The following is a 25,903-nucleotide window of genomic DNA, read 5'->3' on the forward strand; positions in this document are numbered from 1 at the left end:
GGTTTTGACTTCTGCCTTTTGACTTTTGATTTTGACAAAGGGTTTTTATATGAAGTTAGAACGATTTACCGAAAAAGCGCAAGAAGCGTTTCAACATGCCCAAGAGTTGATGCACGAACAGCATCACTCGCAGCTCGATGTTGAGCATATCTTCTTGGCGTTGTTGCGCCAATCGGATGGGATTGCCGGGCGGGTTTTGGGTCGCCTCAGTGTCAATGTTGAATCAGTAATTGCCCGCGTCGAACGCGAGCTTGATAAATCACCCAAAGTTTATAACTATGGCTATCCGCAGCAAAGCGTCTATGTAACGCCGCGCACGCAACGATTGGTCAAACGCGCCGAGCAAGAAGCTGAGCGCATGGGCGATCAATATGTCTCAACTGAGCATTTGTTGATTGCAATTGCTGGCGAACGCGAAGGTGCTTCCGCTCGTATTCTGGCCAGTTTTGGCATCGACACCGAGCGCTTGCTTTCAATTTTGATGGAGATTCGTGGCTCGCAACGCGCCGATGATCCAACTGCCGAGAGCCGTTATGAAGTGCTGGAAAAATATAGCACCGATCTAACCGCCCTGGCCTCTCAAGGCTTGCTTGACCCAGTAGTTGGCCGCGATAGCGAAATTACCCGCGTGATTCGGATTTTGAGCCGACGCAGCAAAAATAACCCGGTGTTGGTAGGCGAAACTGGCGTTGGTAAAACTGCCATTGCTGAAGGCTTAGCCCAACGCATTGCCAATGGCGATGTGCCCGAGTTGTTGCGCAATCGGCGGGTGCTGGCGCTCGATTTGGCAGGCATGGTCGCCGGCTCTAAATTCCGTGGCGAGTTTGAAGAACGACTCAAAGCAGTGATGGATGAGGTGCGCTCGGCCAAAGGCAAAGTGATTGTCTTTATCGATGAATTACACACCGTGGTTGGGGCTGGCTCAGCGGCTGGCTCAATCGATGCCTCGAATATGCTCAAACCAGCCTTGGCACGCGGTGAAATGCAGGCAGTTGGCGCGACTACCACCGACGAATATCGCAAGCACATCGAAAAAGATGCAGCCTTGGAACGCCGTTTCTCCCCAGTCTATGTTGAAGAGCCAGATGTTGAAACCACGATCGAAATGCTGCGTGGTTTACGCCGTCGCTACGAAGAACATCACAATTTGACGATTAGTGATGCTGCTTTGAAAGCCGCCGCCAACCTCTCGCATCGCTATATCAACGATCGTTTCTTGCCCGATAAAGCCATCGACTTGATCGACGAAGCTTCGGCCAAACTGCGAATTGATATTTATTCGATGCCCAAGGAGTTGCGCGAAAAGCAACAAGCAATTCGTGATTTGCATCGTGGCGAGGAAGATGCTGGCAATCAACGCGATTACGAACGCGCGGCGATTCTCAAAGCCGAAGCCTTGGCCTTGGAGAGCGAATTTCAGCTTGAGCGCCAGCAATGGCTTGAAACCAATCAGCTCGATGATGTGGTCGATGAAGAAGATGTGGCCACGATCGTTGCCAACTGGACGGGGATTCCGGTGCAGCGTATGCTCGAAACCGAAAAACTCAAGTTGGTCGAGATGGAAGAACGTTTGCATGCTCGCGTTGTTGGTCAACACGAAGCCGTAACCGCCGTTGCCGATGCGATTCGCCGTGCTCGATCTGGCCTCAAAGACCCACGCCGACCAATTGGCTCATTCATTTTTGTGGGGCCAACTGGGGTTGGTAAAACCGAATTGGCTAAAGCCTTGGCAGCCTTCTTGTTCGACGACGAAGATGCCATGACCCGCGTCGATATGTCGGAATACCAAGAACGTCACACGGTTTCGCGCTTGGTTGGCGCACCTCCAGGCTATGTTGGCTACGACGAAGGCGGTCAATTAACCGAATCAATTCGTCGCCGCCCATATCAAGTAATTTTGTTCGATGAAATTGAAAAAGCCCATGGCGATGTCTTCAATTCGTTGTTGCAAGTGCTTGATGATGGCCGCTTGACCGATGCTCAAGGCCGCACCGTCGATTTCCGCAACACCGTGATCATTATGACCTCGAATGTGGGCACTGATGAGATTCGGGCTGGCTCGATTGGCTTCCGCCGCGAGAACAAAATTGATATGGGTGAAGTGCGCAAGCGGGTTGACGATGCCATGAAACGCACCTTCCGACCTGAGTTCTTAAACCGCATCGATGAAATTATTCTGTTCAAGCCATTGGAAATGGCCGAATTGACTGGAATTATCGATATCTTGGCCTCTGAAGTTGCAGGCCGTTTGGGCGAGTTGCAAATTACCTTGCATCTGACCCGCGCTGCCAAGGAATTGTTGGTGCAAGAAGGCTACAACCCAGTGTATGGGGCACGTCCATTGCGCCGCACCTTGCAACGCTTGGTCGAAACGCCGCTCTCACGCGCCTTGCTTAAAGGCGAATTCAGCGCTGGCGATGTGGTCGAAGTCGATGTTGAAAATGGTGTGATTATTTTCAACAAAGGCGAACGCTTGCAAATTACCAGTAGCAAGCCAGTTGAGCCACTTTCAGCCTAACCAAACTTGTATCGAAACAGCGGTCGGGAAGTTGCTTCCCGACCGCTGAATGGTTTAAGTCAACAAACGCACCACAATCGCCGCATGCTTATCGCCTTCAGCAGCCATCGATTGCGCATGTTCGGCAGTTTGCCACCATTGCCAATCGAGATGATGATACAACCCCAACACATCAAATGGCACAGCTTGCGGCAGGGTTGCTACAACATTGGCGGGGTTTTGCATTTGCCAGCGTTGCACGCTAGCTTGCTCGGCCACAGGTACTGGGTGATAAGCGATTCGCGCAATACAGGCTGCATCTTTGGTTACGAATTGACGATTAAATTCCATGGTCAAAATCGAGCCAGAGAAGGCGGTGCGGTATTGCGAATAGCCGCAACCACTGCCTGAATCCAAGGCCAAGGCCTGCAAGCTCAGCCATGGGTTAAACACCATTGAATTTTCCAACTCGATAATCGTTTGATCATCGATCAAGCCCAAAAACAGATGAAATTGATGATAGCCATCGCCCAAAAATGTTGCCAGATCAAACGGGGCTGGCTGGGAGCGCAATTGCACCACCTGACGCAACAGATTGATTCCGCGGGATTGAGGCCGCCCATTGAAGCGCTGAAAATAGCGTTGATAGACCAGACTGAGCGCGTCGAAACTTGGTTCACAGCTTAAGCGTGGTGCGTCTGGCTCGCCACAAAAATCCAGCCAAAGCTGCTGTGGTTGGCTCGGATCAAGCAAAATACTGGCTCGGGTATGGCGGGTGGTGACTGAAGGGCAAGAACCCAAGCTGATCAAGCCATCGGCACGGGCTGGCGTGCGGCTTAATCGGCGTTGTGAATGCCAACGAAAGCCCCATTGATTAAGCGTCTGGTTGCGCCGCAATTCGCGGTGCCAAGCGGGCAAAATGTGGCTCATAGCAGGCTCCTTGCACGAAAAAACGACTACCCTTGTAGGATAGTCGTTGGGTGTGTCAGGGATTGACCTTTACAAACCAATTATTGGCCTTCGCGAGCCAGTTCTTCCATTTTTTTGCGCAAACTCAAGGGGCGCATATCCGTCCAAATTTGTTTGATATGCTCTAAACATTCAGCTTTTGGGCCAACTTTACCTTCATCATTCCAGCCAAGTGGATTTTCACGATCGGCTGGCCAAATCGAATATTGCTCTTCATGATTCACGACAACTTTGTAGATAGTGGTATCTTCTTCTTCGTTCCAACCCATGGTCAAGAACCCTCCATCATAGGCCAACATCGCTGTTGGTAAATTTTGATAATTGCAGCAGCTAGGGCGATTGCGAGGATGCGGCTTGCACCACAAATGCTTGTGCTGCAACGTGGCTTTATTTTACCGCATGCCTTCATGGCCTAGCAATAGCCAAATTTAGGCGTGACGGGCTAGGACTTGGCGCAATGCAGGCAAGGGCTGTGCTCCAGTGACTTGTTCGACCACTTTGCCACCCTTGAACACCAACAAGGCTGGAATGCCTTGGATATTGAAGCGTTGGGCGATGCGTGGGTTTTCATCAACATTCAATTTGGCTACGACTGCTCGCCCAGCAAATTCTTTGGCTAAGCTTTCGATCGAAGGCGCAATCGCCCGACACGGCCCACACCAAGCCGCCCAAAAATCGACCAGTACAGTTTGGCCGCTACGAATGGTTTGCTCAAAATTGGCATCAGTCAGCGTCAATGGGGTTGAGCCGCCTGCAACCGCTGCTGCTGGTGTTAGCGGTGTGCTAGCCGCATTCGGCAGATTACCCAAGGCTTGGCCATTGACTAAGGCCTCAAGTACAGGCTGCAATTGCTCTTTGCTCAATCCGCCAACACAACGGCCTTGTACCTCGCCTTGGCGAATAAAGACAGCACTTGGAATTGCGCTAATTGCATAATCCTTGGTAAGCTTCGGGTTTTCTTCAGGATTGACTTTGACGATCAAGGCCCGACCTTCAAATTGAATCGCCAAAAGATTCAGCACTTTATCGAAGGCTTGGCTCTGAGGATCGGTTTTGCTGCTCCACACGACCATCAAGGGATACCCAGTATTGAGCACGCGCTCGAAACTTTGATCGTTGGTATGAATTGGGGTTGAGAATGTCATCGCTGACCTCCTTGGTGTTACTGGTTTGAGTGTAACACGCTGCCACAGCTCGTTGCATTAGCAATCTGTCAATGTTTATTCTTTTTTATTGAATTAAATTTAATTGATTGTGATCACCACCCCTCCGCCCTGCCTCAAGGCGGGGAACGCAGGGTGTTTTCATCCCCCTGCACCCCCTAAAGGACAATTTATAGTGTGCAGCAGAGCATGGATTCTGGTAAATTTTTGTTTTAGCTAGCCCAAAATGCTCGGTTGAGTTGCTAATTGTTCAATGATGTTTGGCGCAACTTTGTAGGCATGAAGTTGCTGAGCAAAGCTAATTTCATCGCGCATGTCCAGCGATTGGGCGGAGGTCAGGCTATCAGTGCCTAAGCCAACCCGAATGCCTTGGGCCAGCATCTGTTCAAGCGGCATGCGCCCACATAAGAGGTTGTGGTTAGAGCGCGGGCAATGCACGACAGCACAATCATATTGAGCAATTAACGCCAGATCATGGGCATCGACTTGGACGGCATGCACTAACACAGGCTGGGCTTCGAGCACGCCCAAGCGTTCGAGATAGGCGATTGGCGAACATTGCGGAGCTTGCCATTCGATATGGGGGGTTATGCGGCGGTTGAGTTCACGTAATGAGCCAATGCCTTGTTGCAAAAAAGCTACTTCGGCAGGCGATTCGGCAATGTGGATGGCCCAAGGCACAGCTTCAGCTCGACACCAACGCGCCGCAGCTTCGAACAAACTTGGCGCACAACTATAGGGTGCATGAATGCTCAAGCCAATTTTCATGGCGGTTTCCCGTTTGCGCCATGTGTCGATTTCGCGTTGGGCGGCGCTCAATCGCTCCAGCGCCACCGTTGGATCAAAGCCCAGCACTTCGAGATAGACCACGCCCGCCAAGCCGCTGCTGAGCAAGGGTTCGATGCTTAATCGGGTGGCTGAAATATCGCCAACTGTGGTGGTTTGGTTTTGCTGGAGTTGTTCGATAGCCTTGTGGATACCACGTTCGAGGGTAGCGTTATCAAGCTGCATGCGCCGCGCAAGCATGGTTTGTAGCCATGAGCCGAATTCTTGGCCAGTGGGACAAACCTCGGCCAAGGCGCTAAGTTCTAAGTGAGTATGGGCATTGGTATACATTGAGCACTCCTACTAAGGCGATTCTGCTCAAATAGTAGCACTAATGCCCATATCCAACCTGCTAGATCATACTCATCAACTGCCACATAATCACAATGAACGTAATCAGCACAATCACCCCAATCGCCATAATCAGCAGATTACTGCGTTGTTGACGATTGGTATACAAACGCGGCGCTGGTGCTTCGCGAATGGTGTTATCGGCGGGTGGCATGGGCATGGTTGGCGCACTGGTTGGCTCTGGGGCTTTGGCCACGGCGGCTGGGGTTGGCGGCAATGGCTGTACCCGCCGTTTAGTTGGCTCAGAAGACGCTTTTTCATATTTGGTCGCGGGGGTTGGCGGCGTTGGCACCGACTCTGCAGGAATGACGTTGGGAATCGGTTGGCTGGCCGTTTTAGGCGCAGTCGGAGTGGTTGGAGTTTTTGGCTCGCTGGCGACCACTGGCGGCGTTGGGTTTGAAATTGCCGGGGTGCTGGGGGCATTGACCGCTTGATCCAGCACCGGCGTGATTTGGCTGCGCACATATTCGCCAGTGCCAGTCGATGAAATGCCCAAGGCTGCTTCGAGCGCTTCGGCTAAATCCAAACCAGTTGGGAAGCGCTCAGCCGGATCTTTGGCCAACATTTTGAGAATCACCGCCTCAAGTTGGGCCGAAATCGCCGGATTGATCGAGCGCGGGGCTTTGGGTGGCTCGGCCATATGCAACATCGCAATCGCCAATGGATCAGCGTCGTCAAATGGTACTTGGCCCGTCCAAAGCTCATACAAAATTACGCCCAAGCTGTAGAGGTCAGTTTGAGCCACAACTTTGGCCGAAGAAATCGCTTGTTCAGGCGCGACATAGTGTGGTGAACCGAAAATCTCACCGCGTGTGCCAACTTCGGTCAGCAAAGCCAAGCCAAAGTCGGCCAAAATCGCCCGTCCATCTTTGTTGATCATAATATTCGATGGTTTGACATCACGATGGATAACGCCTTTGCTATGGGCATAATCCAAAGCAGCACAAACTTCACGAATCATGCGGCAGAGTGTGCGTGGAGTCCATTCTTGGGCGCTAGTCCGCACTTGCTCGATCACCTTGTGCAGATTATCGCCCTCGATATACTCCATCACCATATACAACAGGCCATATGAATCGCCATAGTGATAGAGCCGCACAATGTTGGGATGCTCAAGTTGGGCAATCGCTTGGGCTTCACGATTGAAACGCTCGGCATAGCTTTGATCGTTGCGGAAGGGCGTGTCGATCACTTTGATCGCGACGGTGCGATTGAGCCGCACATCAACCCCTCGAAAGATATTGGCCATGCCACCACGACCCAGCAAGGCTTCAACCCGATAGCCATCGAGATATTGGCCTTCCAAAGGTTTTTCGGGGTCGAAAGTGGCAAAGCCCAAGGCTCCTGGTTGCGAAGGTGGTCGCACTCCAGGCGCAGCATTGGCATTGGCCGCAAGTTGATGACTGCCTGTGATCCCCAAAGCCTGTTCTAGGGCTGCGATCAGCTCTGCGCCCGTTTGAAAGCGCTCGGCTGGGGCTTTAGCTAAAGCTTGGAGCAACACTGCTGCTGTAGCATTATTCAGCTTGGGGTTTTTCTCTTGGGGCGGTGGCGGCGGCTGAGTAAGATGTTGCAAGGCTACGCTGGTTGCCGAAGGATCATCGAATGGCACCGAGCCAGTCAACAATTCATACAACATCACGCCCAAGGCATATAAATCTGATTGGGGGATGGCATCAGCCGAACGCCGTGCTTGCTCCGGGGCGATATAGTGGGCCGTGCCAAAAACTTCGCCCTGCGAGCCAAGCTGAGTATCGAGCGCCAAGCCAAAATCCATCAACACGACCCGCTGATCATGGGCCACCATCACATTCGATGGCTTGATATCGCGGTGAATTACGCCCTTTTTATGGGCATAATCGAGCGCACTGGCCAAACTACGGGCAATGTGCATCACGGCGCTATGAGGCAAGAGGCTGTTGGTGCTGGTATATTGGGCTAAAACTTTCGAGAGATCAACGCCATCGATATATTCCATGACAAAATAATAGAGGTTGTCAGTATCGTCGGCGTAGTAGATCTGCACAATATTTTCGTGCCGCCACGTGGCAATAGCGCGGGCTTCGCGCACAAAACGCTCGGCATAGCTTGGCACTTGACGATAACGACCATCGATCACCTTGATTGCCACAGGCCGATCAAGCTTGATATCGTGGCCAACGTAAATCAAGCCCATGCCACCACGGCCTAGAACGCGGTCGATGCGGAAGTTGGCGAGTTGTTTCCCAATCAGATCATCAGTCATAATGTGCCAAACTTAAATTCAAAAAGTAAAAAAGGCTGAAACCGCGAAAAGCACGAATGATATGTCTAGCCACGAATTGCACGAATTACATGAATAAGCTGCTCATCCTCCATCCCTCATTCTTCATAATTCCCGCTGTGCCTCTGCGTTAAAGAATCGATCCACGACGATTTATTTTAGCCACAGATTGGTACAGATTTGTTTGATTATCATCTTATACCAATCGCCTGATCCCTAGCCCCTGACCCCCTCTCCCGCACGCGAGGCGAGGGGGAACCGCTCGAGTGCTCCCCTCGCCCGCCGCAGTGGGCGAGGGTTGGGGTGAGGGAACGAAAACTGATTGCTAATCCATGAACCATTATATCTATATTCTAAGTTCTTCCTTGGTTATTGGCGACTATGGCGGCCTTGGGTAATTTTGGTCAATTCACTGATAAAGCGATTGAGACCATTAACATAGCTTTCAAGATAATCGTTGGCGATCCGGCGGGCCAAATCGCGTCGTCCAGCAGCCACAAACAAGCCAACATGTGGGCGAAAGTCGCGTAGCGAAACGTGCATTACCCCATTGGCATCGGTGATAACACCCCAAGCCAAGGTTTTTTTCTCGTTATCGTCTTTGGCAGTGATAAAACGGGTTAATGAGCTGGTATCGGCCACCGCGCCCACATTTGAAAGCACCTCGCGGCCTTTGATCAAATCGTTGAGCACATCGAACTTACCAGGAATCGCATCGAGCAAGCGTTGCAAAGCCATCGGTACGTGGGCCAACAAGCGCAAGGCTCCTGACGAAGTGCTTTCGCCCGATTGGGCAATATCTTTGGCGCGGGCTGAAACCTCGCCAAAGCCAGCAATCGTCGCCAAATAATGCTTTTGGGTTGCCTCAAAGGTATCCCAGACTTCCGCTCGCCACTCTTGCCGCGCTTGATCGAGCAAACTTAATGCGCGTTCATGCAATTTGCTAATTTCCAGCTCTTCCAGCGGAACCTCGAAGGTCATGGGGTGCAGTCGATCGCTGGGATTGGGAATGCTGCCATCAACCGGAATGAGAATTGCCGGATTAGCCAGCGATTCCTCGAACGCCGTGATCGTTGCTTCGACCGCTGCTTTGAGATTGGCATCGTTGGAGGCTTCTTGCAATGACGCTTGCAACTCTGGATTAGGCTTGTAGGAAACCGCATGAATTGCCCGATAGAGCACCAAAATATCGTTAACTGTAATTCGAATTTGGTCGTTACGCTGCTTGAACAACTTGCGCAATTCCAAAATCTTCTTCAGATCAACCCCGATTGATTCGGCGCTGGCTTCAGCCACAATCTTGGGGCTATCAGCGAGAATCTGTTTTTCTTCGTCGTTGAGTTCAATATTGGGTGCATAGGGGCGTACCGTACCCGCGACTGGCGCTGGTTGGCCACGCAAATAGACCGCCCAAGCCAAGGCTTCGAGGGTCATAATTTCGGCGACGGCTGAACCCCAAGCGCCATCGAAGAAAATATGCGATTGATCAAAGACCATACTTGAGCCAGTATCGATCAAGGTCAGGCCGTGGTCGCCTAGTCCACGTTCGGTCAGGCGCAACTCGGCTAAGGGCAAATGGCGCGGTCGGCCATCAGCATTAAACCAAATTGGTGCACAACGCAAGGCCTCAAGTTGTTGGCTGGTTTCAGGCCGCAACTTACCCAAAATGCTGGGCAAGATTGTGCGTTTGGTGGTTGCCAAAGGAATTAATGAAGTTGGGGCATGGTTGGCTGGGCTGGCTAACAAGGCAGCAATTTGGCTGCGCACACTGCTTACATCATTGGGTCGAGTGCTATTGGGCGCACAAGCAGGAATCAAATAATAATGGCCGCGCCAAATTAAGCCAATATGCCAACTTTGGCGTGGCAAAGCTACCATATTTTCGTTGTAGGGTGTGGGATCAAGGTAGGCTGCCAGGGCCATTTGGCGTTGATAGGCTGGCAAGGCGATTTCGCGAGCACGCTGAAACTGTTTGCCCCAACGTTCGCGAATTTCTTTGGGCAAATCGCGGGTAGATTCGGCCATAAATTCATCGAATTTGCGTTTGCGATACAGCGCATAATTTTCTTGCGATTGAACATCGGGGCCACGGCCATAAGGGCGTTGGCGCTCCCATTGATTATATAAATCGGCAAACTGACGAGTTTCAGGATTAACCTTGGTCAGATCGCGCAGCAAGGCCAACGAAACGCGCTCACGCCATTCGTTTTCGAGCAAATCGGGGTAACTATGCAGAATATGAATCGCCGCCATAACCCAAGCGGTCATGCGGTCGATTGGTGGCAAATTAATTTTATGATCGTTCAGGGTTTCATCGAAGCCAATCGTTTCGTTGGCATGGCGGGCAGTATCTTCGCGCAAGGCATAGCCCACATAAAACTGCCATGTGCCTTCCGGAAACGCATCTTGCGGATCTTTGCCAGCCAATTCGAGCAGTTTTTGGTAACCCCAAATAACCGCAGCCGGCCCAGCAAAGAACGTGCTAAACACCGCTTTATCGAGGGCTTGCTCAACCCCACGAAACAGCAAATTTACATCGCGCTTAATGACATTGCCTGCTGGACGACGGCCCGTCAACTTCGCCAAGCCACTTAAAATCACCCCGGGGACATTACCAGCAGGCACGACCCGCGAGATTTGGTCAACAACGGCATCGATCTCCGGCAACGACAACCGCGACACCTGACTGATCGAGATCGAATGCGCAATACTACGCAAATTATCGGCAGTCAAATGCGAGGCAGCGGTGAACTGTTGCTGCGAATCCATGATACCCCATCCACACCACATGCTCGATAGCGAAAAATTAATGACCTCATGATAGAGGAGCGTGGGCAGCCTGTCAAAATATTAAAATGGGCCTGTTTTGACGCGCTGCGCTGTTGTGCTAATCCTACTATATTTTATCGTTTTTTGAAAGAAGCAGGTAAAGTCAAAAGTCAAAAGCCAGAATGATCCACGAAGGGCACAAAGCACCACGAAGGTTAATTACTTCCTGCTCTTCGTGTCCTTCGTGGGTCAATAACTTATAGTCTCCAATAACTGATCCATAATCGCTATGTTCTATGCTCTACGCTCTATGTTCTGATTCAGCCCATGCTATAGTTAAACCGCCAACTGCTTCAGCGGGTAAGCAGCCTCTAGTAGATAGGAACGATGATGCCACGAATCCAAGCAATTGGGCTAGGTGTGCCCCAGTATTGCGTACCACAGCGGGCGGTGCAAGAGTTGGTGGCCCAGCGCTTTGCTCCAGCGTTTCCCGAAATTCAGCGCTATCTGACGATTTTTCGCCATGCCCAAATCGATACACGCTACTTGGTACGGCCCTTGGAGTGGTGGCATGAACCGCGCAGTTTTGCTGAATGCAATGCTATTTTTATCGAAGAAGCCCTCAACTTGAGTTGCCAAGCGATTGAGGCCTGTTTACAACCACTTGATCTCACGCCCAACGATATTGATCATTTGGTGGTGGTGACCACAACTGGTTTGGCCGCGCCCAGCCTTGATGCGCGTTTGATGCAGCGGCTTGGCATGCAACCTCAAACGCGCCGCACGCCAATTTGGGGCTTGGGCTGCGCTGGCGGTTTGGGCGGTCTCAACACGGCCTTCGATTATCTCCGCGCTGAGCCAAATCAGCGGGTCTTGTTAATAAATGTTGAATTTTGCTCGCTGACCTATCTCGCCGATGATTTTTCCAAACGCAACTTGATTGCCACTTCACTGTTTGGGGATGGAGTGACCGCCGTGCTGCTCGAAGGCGATCAGGTGGCTCCGCGTGGGTCGGGCTTGGGCCAGATTGTTGGCACACTGAGTCATCTTTATCCCGACAGCGCTGAAATTATGGGCTGGAATGTGGTTAATTCAGGGTTTGAGGTCGTATTCTCTTCGCGGATTCCCTCGATTGTGCGCGAAGAATTTCGCCCTTTGTTGGAACAATTTTTGGCCCAACATGGCCTGAGTCAAGCCGATCTTGGGCGCTATTTATTGCATCCTGGTGGGGCAAAAGTCGTGCAAGCCTACCAAGAATCGTTGCATCTCGCCGATGCCGATTTGGCGGTTTCGCGAGCAGTCTTGCGCGAATATGGCAACATGTCGTCGGCTACCATTTTCTTTGTAATGCAGCAAGCCTTAGCCGCCCAACCTCTAGCCAAGGATGAATATGGCTTATTGGCGGTGTTCGGGCCTGGTTTTAGTGCCGAATTGGGATTAATTCGCGGCGAATAAGGAGATTTATTATGTCAAACAATCTATCGTATGAAACGGTCTTTCATGAGTTGGAACAAACGGTTCATGCGCTCGAAGCAGGCGATTTACCATTGGAACAAGCCTTGAGTCATTATGAACGTGGGATGGTTCTGGCGGCCCAATGCAATCAATTGTTGCAAAACGCCGAGCTGCGCGTGCAGCAAATTATCAATGGGCAGTTGATTTCCACTGAATAGGCTCTAGGTGTTAGTGCTCAGGGATCAGTTTTTAACCACGAAGAACACGAAGGGCACGAAGGACGAGGGATCAGGGGTCAGGGATCAGTTAATGCAGCTTGTTTCAAGTTGCGAACCCCTAGCCCCTGATCCCTAACCCCTCAACCTTCTGCGTTAAATGCCTGATTCCTAGCCCCTAGCCCCTAGCCCCTAGCCTCTGGCCCCTCGTCTAACTCCAACGCCACAACGGTCGCGGTTTGGTTGGGCAATTGAGCCGAGGGCCAGTTCAAAAACAAATCGGCAGCGTAGTCCTTGGCAATCCACGGCAATTCAAGCTTAACCTCGGAGTTATCGGCGATCAGGCGAGCACGTTTGACCTTGCCATTCAAGCCGCGAAAATTAATCGGGCCAATCCCGCGCTCGTAAATGTGGGCATAGATGGTGGAGCCATGTTGGGTATAGCGTCCCCACTCAGGTTTTTCCAGTTGGCTCCGACCACAACCATAAATACTTTCGCTATGCTCGGCCATCCATACCCCAACTTCTTGCAAAATCAGCTGGCACTCAGCCGGAATGCGGCCCTTGGCATCTGGCCCAACATTCAGCAGCAAATTACCATTTTTGCTGACGCATTCAATTAAGCCATGCACGACTTGGCGCGACGATTTGAAATCGCGATCGCTGGCCGAATAACCCCAATGCTGATTGAGCGTGATACAGGCTTCCCACGGCACTGAACGCCCAAACTGGTCAACCAAACCAGTTGGCGGAATCAACTGTTCAGGGCAGGCAAAATCGCCAGCATAGATTTCGGGATTTGGCGTGCCAAAGCTATTATTGCCCTCGCCACTCGCCGCCAAACGATTATCAATAATTAAATCTGGCTGCAACGAACGAGCTTTGTTGATCAACTCGCTGGCTCGCCAAGCCTCACCATGCAGATCACCATACGAAAAATCGAACCACATAATATCAATTTTGCCATAGTTGGTCAGCAATTCGGCAATTTGGCCATGCATGTAATCGAGGTAGCGCTGAAAATCACGCGGCTGATCACGATAGGCCTCGTTGCCACGCATCGGATGATATTCGTCGTCGAAGGCAGGATAATCGGGGTGATGCCAATCGAGCAGCGAATAATATAAGCCAACCTGCAAACCCTCAGCCCGAAAGGCCGCAACATACTCGCGCACCAAATCGCGTCCGGCTGGAGTATTCGTCGATTTATAGTCGGTTAGTTGGCTATCGAAAAGGCAAAAGCCATCGTGATGCTTGGCAGTCAGCACTGCATAGCGCATACCAGCCGCCTTGGCCAGCTTGGCCCATTCGCGTGGCTGATACTCGGTTGGGTTAAATTGCTCAAAGTAGGGTTGATAGGCTTCGTTGCTGATTTTCTCTAGGCTGCGTACCCACTCGCCGCGTGCCGGAATGGCATATAACCCCCAGTGGATAAACATGCCAAAGCGTGCTGCCAAAAACCATTCAGTGCGCTGATTTCGCGCCGTAATAAGCGGATGTTCATGGGTCATCACGATTGATTCCTTTGCTAAACTTATTCGTGTGATAGCGTTATCATAGCGATTTTTGGCCCTGCGCCTAGCCCAAAACACGCAGAAATTCTTGATAAAGCCAGAAGGCAGAAGGCAGAAATCAAAAGGCAGAAGGCAGAAGGCAAATAGTAGGGATTAGGATTCAGGGGTCAGGGGTCAGCAGCTTGAAACACGTTACATGAACCTGATCCCTAACCGCTGATCCCTAACCCCTCATCCTTCGTGCAATTCGTGGCTAAAAGCTTAACTTCGCGTTCTTCGCGGTTTTGATTCCTTCGTTGATCACTCTAGACAAAATAGCTTCTTTCTTATAAAATGCGAATGAACGTTCATTCGCATTTTCCTAGCTAGGAGTTTAATTTGGCTATGAGCAACAAAGCCCAAGCTCGCCAGCGCCAAATCTTGGATGCAGCAGCGATCTGTTTTGCACGGCGCGGCTTTCATCAGACCACCATGGACGATATTTGTCGCGAAGTTCAGCTTAGCCCAGGCTCGGTCTATCGCTACTATCGCAGCAAAGATGAAATTATCGCGGCTTTTGTCGAAGACGATAGCCGCGATATGAGCGACTTGTTGCGTCAAGTTGGTGCTCTGCCAAATTTATGGCAAGGGCTGGATTGGCTGGTTGATCAGTTGGTGGCAGCCATTAATTCACCGCTGTATGCTGAGCTTAGCGCCGAAATTGGCTCGGAAACCATACATAATCCACGGATTGCCAGCTTGGTTCGGCAGAGCGATCAGGCCAATCATCAAGCATTGATTGAATTATTCAGTCTGGCGCAACAGCGTGGGCAATTACCAACCGATTTAGATTTGCCGCAGATCGCCGATTTAATCATTATGCTGATCGATGGACTAACTTGGCGCAAGGGTTTGTATCCGGAACATGATTTAACCCTATATGCCGCTGGCCTCAAACACACGATTAAATATCTGTTGTCTGGCACTCGATTTTAATTGCGGGAATTCATGGCACTTGGAGAGGTATTATGGCAATTGTATCCCGTTCCAAGACCACAAATGTGGTCAAAGATTCGCAACGGATTGTTGGTTATGACGTAGCACGAGCCTTGGCAATTTTAGCGATGGTGATTGTGCACTTCGCATTAACCTTCGTCAACATCGAACAACCCACAACCAATGGCCTGCTTAGCTTGATTGTGCAGTTTTGCGAGGGTCGCGCGGCGGCCTTGTTTGTCGTTTTGGCAGGGGTTGGCTTGAGTTTGATCGCCCGTACCCAAGCTAATCCTAGCTCTGAGGCAATTCAAGCCAAACGCTGGACGTTGACCAAACGTGGCTTATTTCTGCTTGGCTTGGGCTTGCTCAACCTAACAATCTGGCCAGGCGATATTTTGCGGGTGTATGGGGTTTCTTTTTTGCTGATTGCTTGGCTGTTTCAAAGCTCAAATCGGCGAATTTTGGGCTTGGCCTTAGGCTTTATGCTGGCCTTTGTTGGCCTGATGTTGCGCTTCAATTTCAACCAAAACTGGGATTGGACAACCCTCGAATACACTAATTTATGGACGATCAAAGGCGGATTGCGCAATCTATTTTTTGATGGCTTCCGCAGTGTGTTCCCTTGGACTAGCCTGATTTTCTTTGGTATCTGGCTTGGCCGCCAAAACGTGCAAGCTGCGCACGTGCGTTGGCGCTTATTTTGGATTGGGCTAAGTGTGGCGCTGGGCGTACAAATTGGATCGATTGGATTAACCTACGTTTTTAGCAACGTTTGGCCAATATTGGGTCAGGCAGATGCCGAATTGTTGTTTAGCACTGGCTCAATTCCACCAATGCCCTTATTTTTGCTCTCGGCTGGTGGTGTGGCCTTGGCAATCATCATGAGTTGTGTACAGCTAAGTCAATTATTTGGTGCTAGCCGCATCATTCATGGTTTGGCGGCAACTGGCCAATTGGCGCTGACCTGGTATATCGGCCATGTGGTAATTGGCTTGGGTGTGTTGACCAGCCTTGGTTTTTATCAGAATCAGAGCCTTGCAACGTCGCTCTGGTTGGCCTTAGGCTTCTTTGGATTAGCGGTTGGCTGCTCGGTTTGGTGGAAAAAACGCTTCAATAATGGCCCATTGGAAACAGTGCTGCGTTGGGCCACCAGCTAAAATCAACAACGCCCCCGATCTATTGCAAGATTGGGGGCGTTGCATCAACTTGGATTAGACTTGGCTATCGGGTTTGATCACAGGCTTATTGGTAACTGGGTTATCTAACGGTGTATCAACACCTTCGAGGCGTTTGGCACGGCGCAGCGAAGCAATTACCGCAACTGCCAACACACCAATAATTACCGCCAACGAAACAGGAGTTGGAACGTGATAACCTAACGCGATGATCAACATCTTGCTACCAACGAAGGTCAAAATCACGGCCAAACCATACTTGAGATAGTAGAATTTATCGACCACCCCAGCCAAAACGAAGTAGAGTGAACGCAAGCCAAGAATCGCAAATACATTCGAGGTATAGACCAGGAAGGTATCAGTGGTCACGGCAAAGATCGCTGGAATCGAGTCAACCGCAAAAATCAAGTCGCTGGCTTCAACCAAAACCAAGACCAAGAATAATGGCGTGGCCATTAATTTACCAGCATGGCGGGTAAAGAAATGCTCACCGTGGTACTCTGAGGTAACAGGTAACACTTTGCGTACTAATTTAACGACTGGATTGTTATCGGGATCAAGATGGGTTTCACCTTGGCGAAACATTTTAAGCCCAGTGTAAATCAAGAACGCCCCGAAGACATAGATAATCCATTCAAAGCGTTCGATCAAGGCGGCCCCGACAAAAATTAGGATGGCCCGCATCACGAGCGCCCCAAACACACCCCAGAACAAAACGCGGTGTTGATATTTGGCTGGCACTTGGAAATACGAGAAGATCAGCACAAACACGAAGATATTATCAACGCTCAGCGATTTCTCAATCAGATAGCCCGTCAAGAATTTGAGCGCAACATCACCGCCTTGCCAGAAATACAAACCAACGTTAAAGGTTAACGCCAGCGAAATCCAGACGACGCTCCAAATTGCTGCTTCTTTGACAGAAACTTCGTGCGAGTTGCGATGGAACACGCCCAAGTCGAGCGCCAGCATCGCAAATACAAAGATCGTAAACCCAACCCACGGCCAAATTCCAATATCCATCGAATGCGCCTCCGCTACTTGTTTTGGCCAGTGGTGCGAGGCATAAAAAAACGCCGCGCAAGACCACACGGCACGAATAAGAAAGAAACGTGTCGTGATGGTCTTGCCGACGTGAACATTCATTGATCACGTGCAAATAGCCGGGAGCAATTAACTCCGTACTGACGACTATTTGCCCCGAAAGGCGGGTGGCTACTCCCCATGCAGTTCGTATTTTGCTACCCATCAACTCTACATTGAGTTGGGTTTGATGTCAAATAGGTTTTTGCAAGCGGCGTGCCATGAATAGAACATAGAACATAGAGCGTAAGGGTTTAGGGGTCAGGGGTCGGGGAATCCGAGTGAGAAGCAAGGTTTGTAACCACGAAGAACGTGAAGATCGCGAAGTACCTATCTTCGTGTTTCTTCGTGTCCTTCGTGGTTAATATTAAATCGATTTATTCCAGATAATCGCGGAGTTTTTTGCCAAAGCGCGGGTGACGCAGTTTGCGCAGCGCCTTCACCTCGATCTGGCGAATTCGTTCGCGAGTTACTCCAAATTCTTTGCCAACTTCTTCGAGTGTGCGTTGGGTTCCATCTTCTAGCCCAAAGCGTAGCTTCAACACGCGCTTTTCACGCTCGGTCAGTTGATCGAGTACCTGAGCAACTTGTTCGCGCAACATCTGATGCGAAGCTGCATCGGAAGGCGCTTCAAGTTTTTCATCGGGCAAGAAGTCGCCAAGTTGGCTATCTTCTTCTTGACCAACTGGGGTTTCGAGCGACACTGGCTCCATCGAGGTTTTGCGAATTGATCGCACTTTCTCGACCGTCAGATCGAGTGCCTGGGCCAGTTCTTCATCGCTAGGTTCGCGGCCATTCTCTTGGGTTAAACGCCGTGCTGTGCGCATCATACGGTTGATCGTTTCGACCATGTGCACCGGAATCCGAATGGTACGGGCTTGGTCGGCGATTGCCCGCGTGATTGCTTGGCGAATCCACCAAGTGGCGTAGGTAGAGAACTTAAAGCCTTTGGTGTAGTTGAATTTCTCGACCGCGCGAATCAAGCCAACATTGCCTTCTTGAATCAAATCGAGTAACGAAAGCCCACGGCCAATGTATTTTTTGGCCACACTGACCACCAAACGTAAGTTGGCGGTGGTCAAGTGTTCACGAGCTTGCTCGCCACGGTCGATGCGGCGGCGCAAGGCTAGGCGTTCAACATCCGAAAGCGTATGATCGTTCTCGATCAACTCTTGTTGGGCTTTATCGCCATCTTCCATAGCACGGGCTAGCTCAACCTCTTGCTCGCCTTTGAGCAAAGGCACTAAGCCGATTTCGCGCAAATATAAGCGCACGGTGTCGTTGACACTGATGCCCTCATTGGAAAAATCGGCTTCAGGGTTTTCGCTGACCGTAATTTCATCGTCGTCGTCGCCAGTTTCCTCGACTCGAATATTGGCCTTTTGCAAGGTATCGCGAATTTCTTCGAGTTGTTTATCCTCGTCACGCTGCGAATCGATAATTTGCTGAATTTCGCCAGGCGTAACATAGCCCCGTTTTTTGCCAGTGGCTAAAAGATCGCTGAGTGTGCGTAAAGCGGGAAAATCGTCAGTTTCATCACCCGCAAGCTCAGAGTCGAGGATTTCATCGTCAAGAGCCATCTGTTCCTCCTCTAATTATTTGAGCGAATCACGGGTATCAAGAAAATAGCTGCTGCGACGCGGTTCCGAAGTCGCACGCAAATAATGTTGTATGGCCATGGCTTGCTCCAGCAATCGTTCCTGTTGATCAGGTTCGGCGGCGGCAATTATCTGACCAAGGCGGTCGCTCCAGCGCTTGCCTAAACGGTGGCGCAACGGGCGCAAACATTCCTCGGCCTCACGAGTCACACGGAAACTACGGGTTGGTGGAGCATGATCCCAATTAAGTAGGCGTTCGCCATGGGCTTGCAATTCGGCAGGTACCGTTTCAAGCCATTCAATTGGATTGGGAGTAGCCATCGCCTGGGCTGAGCGCCACAGATCCCATAATACACGATTTTCGACTCGTTCAAAAAGTTCGCTCACATCGCCACTCCACAACTCGCGCAGGGTTGGCGCTGCGGCTAAATCATCACGTAGTTGTTCGCTAACCACTGCTTGCACTTGGGGAAAGCGAATTAATAACGATAAAAGAAAATCTTCGCGCCGTGCCTCCTGCTCTAAGATTGAAAAAACTGGTGGTGGTGCAGCGGGGCGGCTTTGACGATGGTTGGGTTTGCGCTGACGCTCTGGTTGGTCGCCACCAATTGATCCTTCAATTAATCGCTGATCGATCTTGATCTGGTTGGCAAGCCGCTGAATATAATGGGCTTTTTCAACTGGATCGGCAATTTGATTGAGCAAAGGCGTAAGGCGCTCGACTGCTGTCGATTTGCCTTTGGCACTATTCAAATCCAAGCCTCTCGTCAAAGTTGCCAGATAAAAATCCATCAACGGCTGAGCATTGGCAATCAGCGAGCGCCATTCCTCAGGGTTGTTGCGCACAATATCATCAGGGTCACGCCCATCAGGCAGCAGGGCAATCTTGATGGTGGCATCAAGCTCGCGCTCCCAGCGCAACATGCCCGAAGCAGTTGGCACAGGCCGCACATGAGTATCGAGCGTTTCACGCAAGGTTTCCAAGCCACGCAAGGCCGCCGACTGGCCAGCAGCATCGCCATCCATTGCCAATGTGATGCGCTTGGTCATTTTGTTGAGTTGGCCGGCATGCACATCGGTCAAGGCTGTGCCCATCGGCGCTAGCACATTGCGAAAGCCCGCTTGATGGGCCATAATCACATCAACATAGCCCTCAACCACCACCACGCTATCAGTGCTGCGAATCGTCTCGCGGGCTTGAAATAGCCCATACAACAGGCTACTTTTATCAAACAGCAAGGTTTGCGGCGAGTTGATATATTTGGGGTGGCCATCGCCCAAAATCCGCCCACCAAAGCCTACAATCTGGCCCTTGGCATTATGAATTGGAAACATCAAACGCCCACGAAAGCGATCATAATAGCCGCCCTGTTCACGTTCCAAGGCTAAGCCAACCTCGGCCACTTCACTCGGATTGGCTCCGTGGCGGTCGTGCAAGTAACCCAGCAAACTTGACCAATCTTCGCTAGCATAGCCCAACTGAAATTGCTCAACAGTTTGCGGGGTAAGCCCACGTTGCTCGATGTAGCTACGCACATGAGCCGCTTTGGGCGATTGTAATAATTGATGACTCCAAAAACGGGCAGCGGCGGCGTTCAACTCCAGCATGCGCGAACGCAGCACATCTTCTTGGTCATCTTGGGCGGTACGCTGGCGTAATTGCACTCCTGCGCGGGCCGCAAGTTGATTCAGTGCCTCAGGGAAGTCGATGCCCTCGCGCTGCATCAGAAAATCAAAAATTGTGCCGCTGGCTTTGCAGCCAAAACAGTGGTAGCTATTACTATCGGCAAACACCGTAAAAGCTGGCGTGCGGGTATTCGAATGGAATGGGCAAAAGCCCACCCAATTGCGCCCCGCCTTACGCAGCGGCACATAATCGCTAATGAACGACACAATGTCAATGCGTTCTTTAATATCGTCGATAACTGAGTTCATAATTGTTTAGAGCATAGAACATAGGTATGTTCGGCGCTATACCTATCATTGGCTCCTTTTTTAACCACGAAGAGCACAAAACCAGCATTTAAAGCTAGTCCCTGATCCCTGACCCCTAGCCCCTGATCCCTTTACGCTAAATATCCCGCGCCATCAAATCGGCGTAGGTTTCGCGGCGTTGAATGAGCATCGCCTGACCTCGATCTAACAGAACCAAGGCTGGGCGTGGCACGCCATTATACGCGCTGGCCATACTGAGTGTATAGGCTCCCGCGACAGGCACTGCCACAAGCTCACCAACTTCGGCAGCAGGCAACGCTACTTCACGAATTAAGACATCGCCTGACTCACAAAACCTTCCGGCCAATTGAACGGGCGCAATCGGCGGAGCACAGGGACGAGCAACTAACGCAGCGGTATACTGAGCATTGTACAACGAAGGCCGCAAATTATCGCCCATTCCACCATCAATATGCAAATAATCGCTACCACCGACCACCGTTTTGTGCCCAGTTACGCTATACAGAGCCACGCCAGCCCGCGCCACCAATGATCGGCCAGGCTCAATAATCAAGCGTGGCAGCGGAATTTGGTAGCGTTCGCAGCCTAAACGCACAGCATTGGCAATCGTATTGGCGTAGGTTTCGATATCGCCAGCTTGCTCGTTGGGCATGTAAGCCACCGCCAAACCACCACCCGGGCTGAATTCAGTTAAAAGCCAACTTCGCTCACGGCGTTGCTGATCGGCAAAGGCCAACAAACGCCCAATCATCTCGCGCAGGGCGGCCCAATCGCGCATTTGCGAGCCAATATGGGCGTGTAAACCAACCAAATTCAAGCCTGGTGCTTGTAATGCTAAGCGCACAGCCTCGGCAGCAGTGCCATCATCAAGCGGCATGCCAAACTTAGCGCTGGCGGCTCCAGTGCGAATATGGGCGTGTGCTCCCGCCGTTACATCGGGAGCGATGCGCAAGAGAATCGTTTGGGGTGTTGGGCGTTTGGCGCAATAATCGGCCAACCATTTAAGCTGATCAAGATTATCGACCACAATTCGGCCAATTCCCGCCTCGACCGCTTGAGCTAATTCGGCTGGTGGTGTACCATTGCCGTGCAAATGAACATGGTCGAGCGGCATTCCAGCACGTTGGGCAATTGCCAATTCGCCACCTGACACCACATCCAACCCCAAGCCCAAGGAATGCACTAATCGCGCCACGCCTACATTTAACAAGGCTTTGCTGGCATAGTGAATGCTGACATTGCTGCCATAGGCATGGCGTAATGCGGCACTATAGCGCATTGCAATCGTGCGAATCGTCTCAGCATCCAGCAGATAGAGCGGGGTTCCATATTCAGCCGCTAGCGCCGCCAGATCGCAACTAGCAATCTGCAAGCGCTCATGAACAACACTGGCACTGATTGGCCAAACATGGGCATTAGGCATGCGACGAACTTCGGCGTGTTCCATTGGCTCATCCTCGTGGCTTGGCTAGATGAAAAATAGGTTTATCAGGTTTAACAAGCTTTTATGACAGATATCTCAGATCTGTACAATATGGTTTGCACCATGACCATTGTATAGTAAGACCCAGATGCCGTAGATGACGGATCGAGAAACTGGTTCTTTTGCTTAGGAGGAAGTCGCAATGTCTCGATTGAAGGTTCGCTTAACTGGTCTACTTAGCGCTTTAGTTATGGTTGGTACGTTGTTCAATGGCCATGCCAACGCTGCTCCATGGGCCAATCGTTCAGCCTTTGTCTCACCCAAGTTCGAAGAAGTCTGGCGACGGTCGGATGATCCACGGGTTCGTGATGGGCGCTCGTTGTATTGGGGTTTTGGGCCGTGGTTTGATTATAACGAATATTACCGTGAATCGCCAAATGGCCTACGCCGCGTGCAATACTTCGATAAAGCTCGCATGGAAATCAATGGAATCAACGGTAACACCGATGTAACCAATGGTTTGTTGGTGGTTGAATTAGTATCAGGCCAATTGAAAACTGGTGATAACGCCTATGATAACGCTATTCGCCCTGCTGCCGACCGTGTGCCAGTTGCTGGCGATGGCTATCAAACTAACAGCAATTCGCCAACCTATGCCTCGTTCGCAGCGGTTTCAACCTACAACAACAACGGCTACCGTGATCCAGATCGCCGCGATCAATCAATTGCCGATGCGATCGATAAATCGGGCAATAAATCAACCCGCAACGATTTACGCGATGCCTACAAAGATCAAACCAAAATTGTCGTTTACAACGCGACAACTGGCCATAATATTCCGCAAGTATTTTGGGATTTCTTGAATCGCACTGGCCCAATTATCGTCAATGGTCAGCGCACCAATGGCTCAATCGTCGATTGGACCAGCGCCATGGGCTTGCCAATTAGTGATCCCTACTGGGTCAAAGCCACAGTTGGCGGCGTGCAAAAAGATCTGTTGGTGCAATTGTTTGAACGACGGATTTTGACCTATACCCCAACCAACGATGCCGCCTATCAAGTCGAAATGGGCAACGTCGGTCAGCACTACTTCCAATGGCGCTACGGCCATTTGGGAACACCATGGAATAGCTCAGAACCGAGCTTGCCAATTGCTTTTGGTTCAAAGCGCGATGGTGGAGCCGAATGGGATACCTACGCCATGAACGGCGATGGCAGCAGCCAATTGTTGTATGCTAGCAACGATAGCAAAGAAACCGTGCCATACTCATGGGTACGTTCGTGGGACCCAAGCAAAGTTAAATTGTTCGTCGATTCGCGCCGTGGCAATGGCAGCAATCGCCAAATTTGGACGGTCGGCGCTGATGGTACGATGACCCGTGTGACCTACACCGACGGTACGCCCACCCCTCCAGGTGTGCCTTACCAAGGCTATGTTGGCACTCCATCGAACGATTTCAATGCTTCAGTTTCGCCCGACGGCAGCAAAATGGCCTTTGTCTCAGATCGTTCGGGTAAGCCGCAAATCTTTGTGAGCTATACCAACGGGGCCAGCCAAACTCAAGTAACGCTTGATGATTGTGACCATCAAACCCCCAGCTGGAGTGCTGATGGTCGCTATCTCTACTGGGCCTCGAACTGTGGCACGAACGCCAAATACAATATTTATCGCGCCGAACTGAACTGGTTGGCTGATCAACCAAGTAATGACTATCCATATCTTTCATTGGAATTGCGCAACAAGGTCAATTTGACCAACAGCACAACCAGCGATAATGGCTTCCCACGGGTTTCGCCCGACGGCACCAAAATCGTCTTTACTTCAAACCGTGATGGCAACAGCGAAGTCTATTTGATGAATGCTGATGGCACGAACCAAACCCGTTTGACCAACAGCAGCGCCGAAGATGGTGCTCCTTCGTGGAAACTCGACGGGACCAAAATCGCTTTCGATAGCAACCGCGATGGCAACTGGAATGTGTATGTGATGAACACCGATGGCACTGGTCAAGCACAATTGACCAACAACAGCGCTGATGATCGCTGGAATGTTTGGGGCCAATAAGCTCAAAACTCCCACTCCTCAGCCCCACGTCTAGTTGCCTAGACGTGGGGCTTTTTAGATTACTGCCGACGCATGCGCAGAACCCTGGAAAACCGCTGGCGGAATAGCACTTGCTATCGAGTAGAGAGGTCAGGCGACAAACGAATGGCAACCGCGAAGAATACGAAGAGCACGAAGTTGGGGAATTGGTAGGGACAATCAGCGATCGGAGCAGAGAGTGAACCAAGAATTCAGCTTTGATCAGGTTGTCGTTTGGCTAAAAAGTAGGGTACTATACCCAATACAACCCTTGTTTGCACCCCATAGTTCACCCTCAACCATGCGGAGGTAGATATTTGATGATCGGCGGTGGCTTGATTTTCAGCCTGACCGCTAGCCCCTCTCGTTGCGAGAGGCCAGCACAAAGGAGCAACCCCATGATGCAAGAATACGATTTAAGCTATCAACGCCAACACGAGCTGCTTGAGCATTTGGCCGAGCTAGCGAACTGGTGGCGCTTTGCCAACACGGCTCGTCGCCCAATGTTGGTCGAAGCCTATCACGAAACCCTCGATGCGCTCTATACGGCAGGCTGGAACGCCGAATTAGCGCCACCGCAATTGTTGCCACCATGGCTGATGCCCGATTGTTATCTTGCCAAACACCCTCATCCCTGCGCCAACGACCCTCAATCACTCCACGATTTATTTGGCGAACGAGACTGTATCGCCTAATCTAGCGTTATCGAGAAAGTCCAATGTGCAACGGCGCAACTCCTCGCAACAGCTAAAGGTTTAGCCAAACTAAGCCCATTTCTTAACATGCCATTTACACAGGCCTCTTGATCTGCGTGATAGACTAGAAAAACCCTCAATTTGAGGTTTTGGCTGATCGCTTGATTTGTTGAGGTATTGCAACCAGCACTGATGTTGTCGAAGGAGGCTCCAATGACGCTTCGTTTTGCTTTGTACGATTTAGATAACACCCTTTACGCTGACTCATCGGGGCTGATGGAACAGATTAATGATCGGATTGGGTTGTTTTTTCAAGAGCATTTACATTTAGCCGGCGAGGAAGCCCAACGCTTGCGCCAACATTATTATGAGCAATATGGCACAACCTTGGCGGGCTTACAAAAACACCATGGCGTTGTCGAAACTGAAGAATATTTGGCATTTATTCATCAATTAACCCTTGATGTGCTGTTGCCTGATGATGGCACGTTGCATGTTGCGCTCCAAGCCTTGCCCTTACAAAAAGTGATTTTCACCAACTCGCCGCGTGAACATGCGGTGCGCGTGCTCAATCGGCTGGGCTTGCACGACCATTTTGCCCAAATTTTTGATATTCGGGCCTTTGAATTTTTGGCCAAGCCCGATTTTAGTGCTTACCACACGGTTTTGACTGCGCTGAACGCTCAAGGCCATGAATGTGTGTTATTTGAAGATACCATGGCCAATTTGGCTCCCGCTAAGAGCTTGGGTATGACCACAGTGCTGATTGCACCCGCTGACACCCAACATCCCTTTGCTGATATTATTGTGCCGAATGTCCTGGCTGGCACCTTGGCCATCCATGAACGCTGTGGTGTGCCGCTGGATTTGGCGGCCTAACGCATTATTCTGTGCTAC

The 25,903-nt window shown here is 50.9% G+C and carries 19 protein-coding genes; 8 read left to right on the plus strand and 11 right to left on the minus strand.

Features of this window, described 5'->3' with window-relative positions; all coding sequences use genetic code 11:
• Positions 1 to 49: 49 nt before the first annotated feature.
• The gene (locus DEF47_RS06705) at positions 50 to 2,518 is read left to right on the plus strand and encodes an ATP-dependent Clp protease ATP-binding subunit (protein ID WP_012187588.1); all 2,469 of its coding nucleotides are present in this window, start codon (positions 50 to 52) and stop codon (positions 2,516 to 2,518) included.
• Positions 2,519 to 2,572: 54 nt separating this feature from the next.
• On the opposite strand, the gene DEF47_RS06710 is transcribed toward DEF47_RS06705, so the two are convergent.
• The 6 genes from DEF47_RS06710 to DEF47_RS06735 form a co-directional block, all read right to left on the minus strand.
• Complete coding sequence (locus tag DEF47_RS06710) at positions 2,573 to 3,427, minus strand: hypothetical protein (protein ID WP_012187587.1); 855 nt, start codon at positions 3,425 to 3,427, stop codon at positions 2,573 to 2,575.
• 80 nt (positions 3,428 to 3,507) lie between these two features.
• Positions 3,508 to 3,735, minus strand: coding sequence for an MbtH family protein (locus DEF47_RS06715; protein WP_012187586.1), 228 nt, complete (start codon positions 3,733 to 3,735; stop codon positions 3,508 to 3,510).
• Positions 3,736 to 3,894: 159 nt separating this feature from the next.
• The gene (trxA, locus tag DEF47_RS06720) at positions 3,895 to 4,611 is read right to left on the minus strand and encodes a thioredoxin (protein WP_012187585.1); all 717 of its coding nucleotides are present in this window, start codon (positions 4,609 to 4,611) and stop codon (positions 3,895 to 3,897) included.
• Positions 4,612 to 4,845: 234 nt separating this feature from the next.
• Positions 4,846 to 5,745 carry an amidohydrolase family protein gene (locus tag DEF47_RS06725; protein WP_012187584.1) on the minus strand — a complete coding sequence of 300 codons (900 nt, stop codon included), beginning with the start codon at positions 5,743 to 5,745 and terminating at the stop codon, positions 4,846 to 4,848.
• 61 nt (positions 5,746 to 5,806) lie between these two features.
• Complete coding sequence (locus tag DEF47_RS06730) at positions 5,807 to 8,047, minus strand: protein kinase domain-containing protein (RefSeq protein ID WP_012187583.1); 2,241 nt, start codon at positions 8,045 to 8,047, stop codon at positions 5,807 to 5,809.
• 387 nt (positions 8,048 to 8,434) lie between these two features.
• Positions 8,435 to 10,834: a hypothetical protein gene (locus tag DEF47_RS06735; protein ID WP_012187582.1), complete on the minus strand. Its 2,400-nt coding sequence runs from the start codon at positions 10,832 to 10,834 to the stop codon at positions 8,435 to 8,437.
• A gap of 390 nt (positions 10,835 to 11,224) precedes the next feature.
• Here DEF47_RS06735 and DEF47_RS06740 point away from each other — a divergent pair, with 390 nt between their 5' ends.
• A complete protein-coding gene (locus DEF47_RS06740) occupies positions 11,225 to 12,289 on the plus strand; it encodes a type III polyketide synthase (RefSeq protein WP_012187581.1) in 1,065 nt (354 codons plus the stop codon).
• 11 nt (positions 12,290 to 12,300) lie between these two features.
• Positions 12,301 to 12,507: an exodeoxyribonuclease VII small subunit gene (gene xseB / locus DEF47_RS06745; protein WP_012187580.1), complete on the plus strand. Its 207-nt coding sequence runs from the start codon at positions 12,301 to 12,303 to the stop codon at positions 12,505 to 12,507.
• 182 nt (positions 12,508 to 12,689) lie between these two features.
• Here the strand turns inward: xseB and DEF47_RS06750 are convergent, their stop codons facing one another.
• Positions 12,690 to 14,015, minus strand: a complete 1,326-nt coding sequence (locus DEF47_RS06750) for an alpha-L-fucosidase (protein ID WP_012187579.1) — start codon at positions 14,013 to 14,015, stop codon at positions 12,690 to 12,692.
• A 387-nt stretch (positions 14,016 to 14,402) separates the two neighbouring features.
• Here DEF47_RS06750 and DEF47_RS06755 point away from each other — a divergent pair, with 387 nt between their 5' ends.
• Positions 14,403 to 14,993 (plus strand): TetR/AcrR family transcriptional regulator, encoded by a 591-nt coding sequence (locus DEF47_RS06755; protein WP_012187578.1) that lies wholly within the window; start codon positions 14,403 to 14,405, stop codon positions 14,991 to 14,993.
• 32 nt (positions 14,994 to 15,025) lie between these two features.
• Positions 15,026 to 16,150 (plus strand): DUF418 domain-containing protein, encoded by a 1,125-nt coding sequence (locus tag DEF47_RS06760; RefSeq protein WP_012187577.1) that lies wholly within the window; start codon positions 15,026 to 15,028, stop codon positions 16,148 to 16,150.
• Between the two features lie 54 nt (positions 16,151 to 16,204).
• Here DEF47_RS06760 and DEF47_RS06765 read toward each other — a convergent pair whose 3' ends face one another.
• From DEF47_RS06765 to lysA, 4 genes are all read right to left on the minus strand, one after another.
• Complete coding sequence (locus tag DEF47_RS06765) at positions 16,205 to 17,191, minus strand: TerC family protein (protein WP_012187576.1); 987 nt, start codon at positions 17,189 to 17,191, stop codon at positions 16,205 to 16,207.
• A 437-nt stretch (positions 17,192 to 17,628) separates the two neighbouring features.
• Complete coding sequence (rpoD, locus tag DEF47_RS06770; protein ID WP_012187575.1) at positions 17,629 to 18,831, minus strand: RNA polymerase sigma factor RpoD; 1,203 nt, start codon at positions 18,829 to 18,831, stop codon at positions 17,629 to 17,631.
• A 15-nt stretch (positions 18,832 to 18,846) separates the two neighbouring features.
• Complete coding sequence (gene dnaG, locus DEF47_RS06775; protein WP_012187574.1) at positions 18,847 to 20,784, minus strand: DNA primase; 1,938 nt, start codon at positions 20,782 to 20,784, stop codon at positions 18,847 to 18,849.
• Positions 20,785 to 20,920: 136 nt separating this feature from the next.
• The gene (gene lysA, locus DEF47_RS06780; protein ID WP_012187573.1) at positions 20,921 to 22,252 is read right to left on the minus strand and encodes a diaminopimelate decarboxylase; all 1,332 of its coding nucleotides are present in this window, start codon (positions 22,250 to 22,252) and stop codon (positions 20,921 to 20,923) included.
• A 178-nt stretch (positions 22,253 to 22,430) separates the two neighbouring features.
• On the opposite strand from lysA, the gene DEF47_RS06785 reads away from it, so the two are divergent.
• The 3 genes from DEF47_RS06785 (at position 22,431) to DEF47_RS06795 (ending at position 25,885) form a co-directional block, all read left to right on the plus strand.
• Entirely contained in the window at positions 22,431 to 24,293 is a 1,863-nt protein-coding gene (locus tag DEF47_RS06785) for a beta-propeller domain-containing protein (RefSeq protein WP_012187572.1), read from the plus strand.
• A gap of 416 nt (positions 24,294 to 24,709) precedes the next feature.
• Complete coding sequence (locus DEF47_RS06790; protein WP_041303760.1) at positions 24,710 to 25,006, plus strand: hypothetical protein; 297 nt, start codon at positions 24,710 to 24,712, stop codon at positions 25,004 to 25,006.
• A gap of 213 nt (positions 25,007 to 25,219) precedes the next feature.
• Positions 25,220 to 25,885 carry a pyrimidine 5'-nucleotidase gene (locus DEF47_RS06795; RefSeq protein WP_012187570.1) on the plus strand — a complete coding sequence of 222 codons (666 nt, stop codon included), beginning with the start codon at positions 25,220 to 25,222 and terminating at the stop codon, positions 25,883 to 25,885.
• Positions 25,886 to 25,903 lie beyond the last annotated feature (18 nt).

Source organism: Herpetosiphon sp. (genome assembly GCF_003512625.1).
GTDB lineage: Bacteria > Chloroflexota > Chloroflexia > Chloroflexales > Herpetosiphonaceae > Herpetosiphon > Herpetosiphon aurantiacus.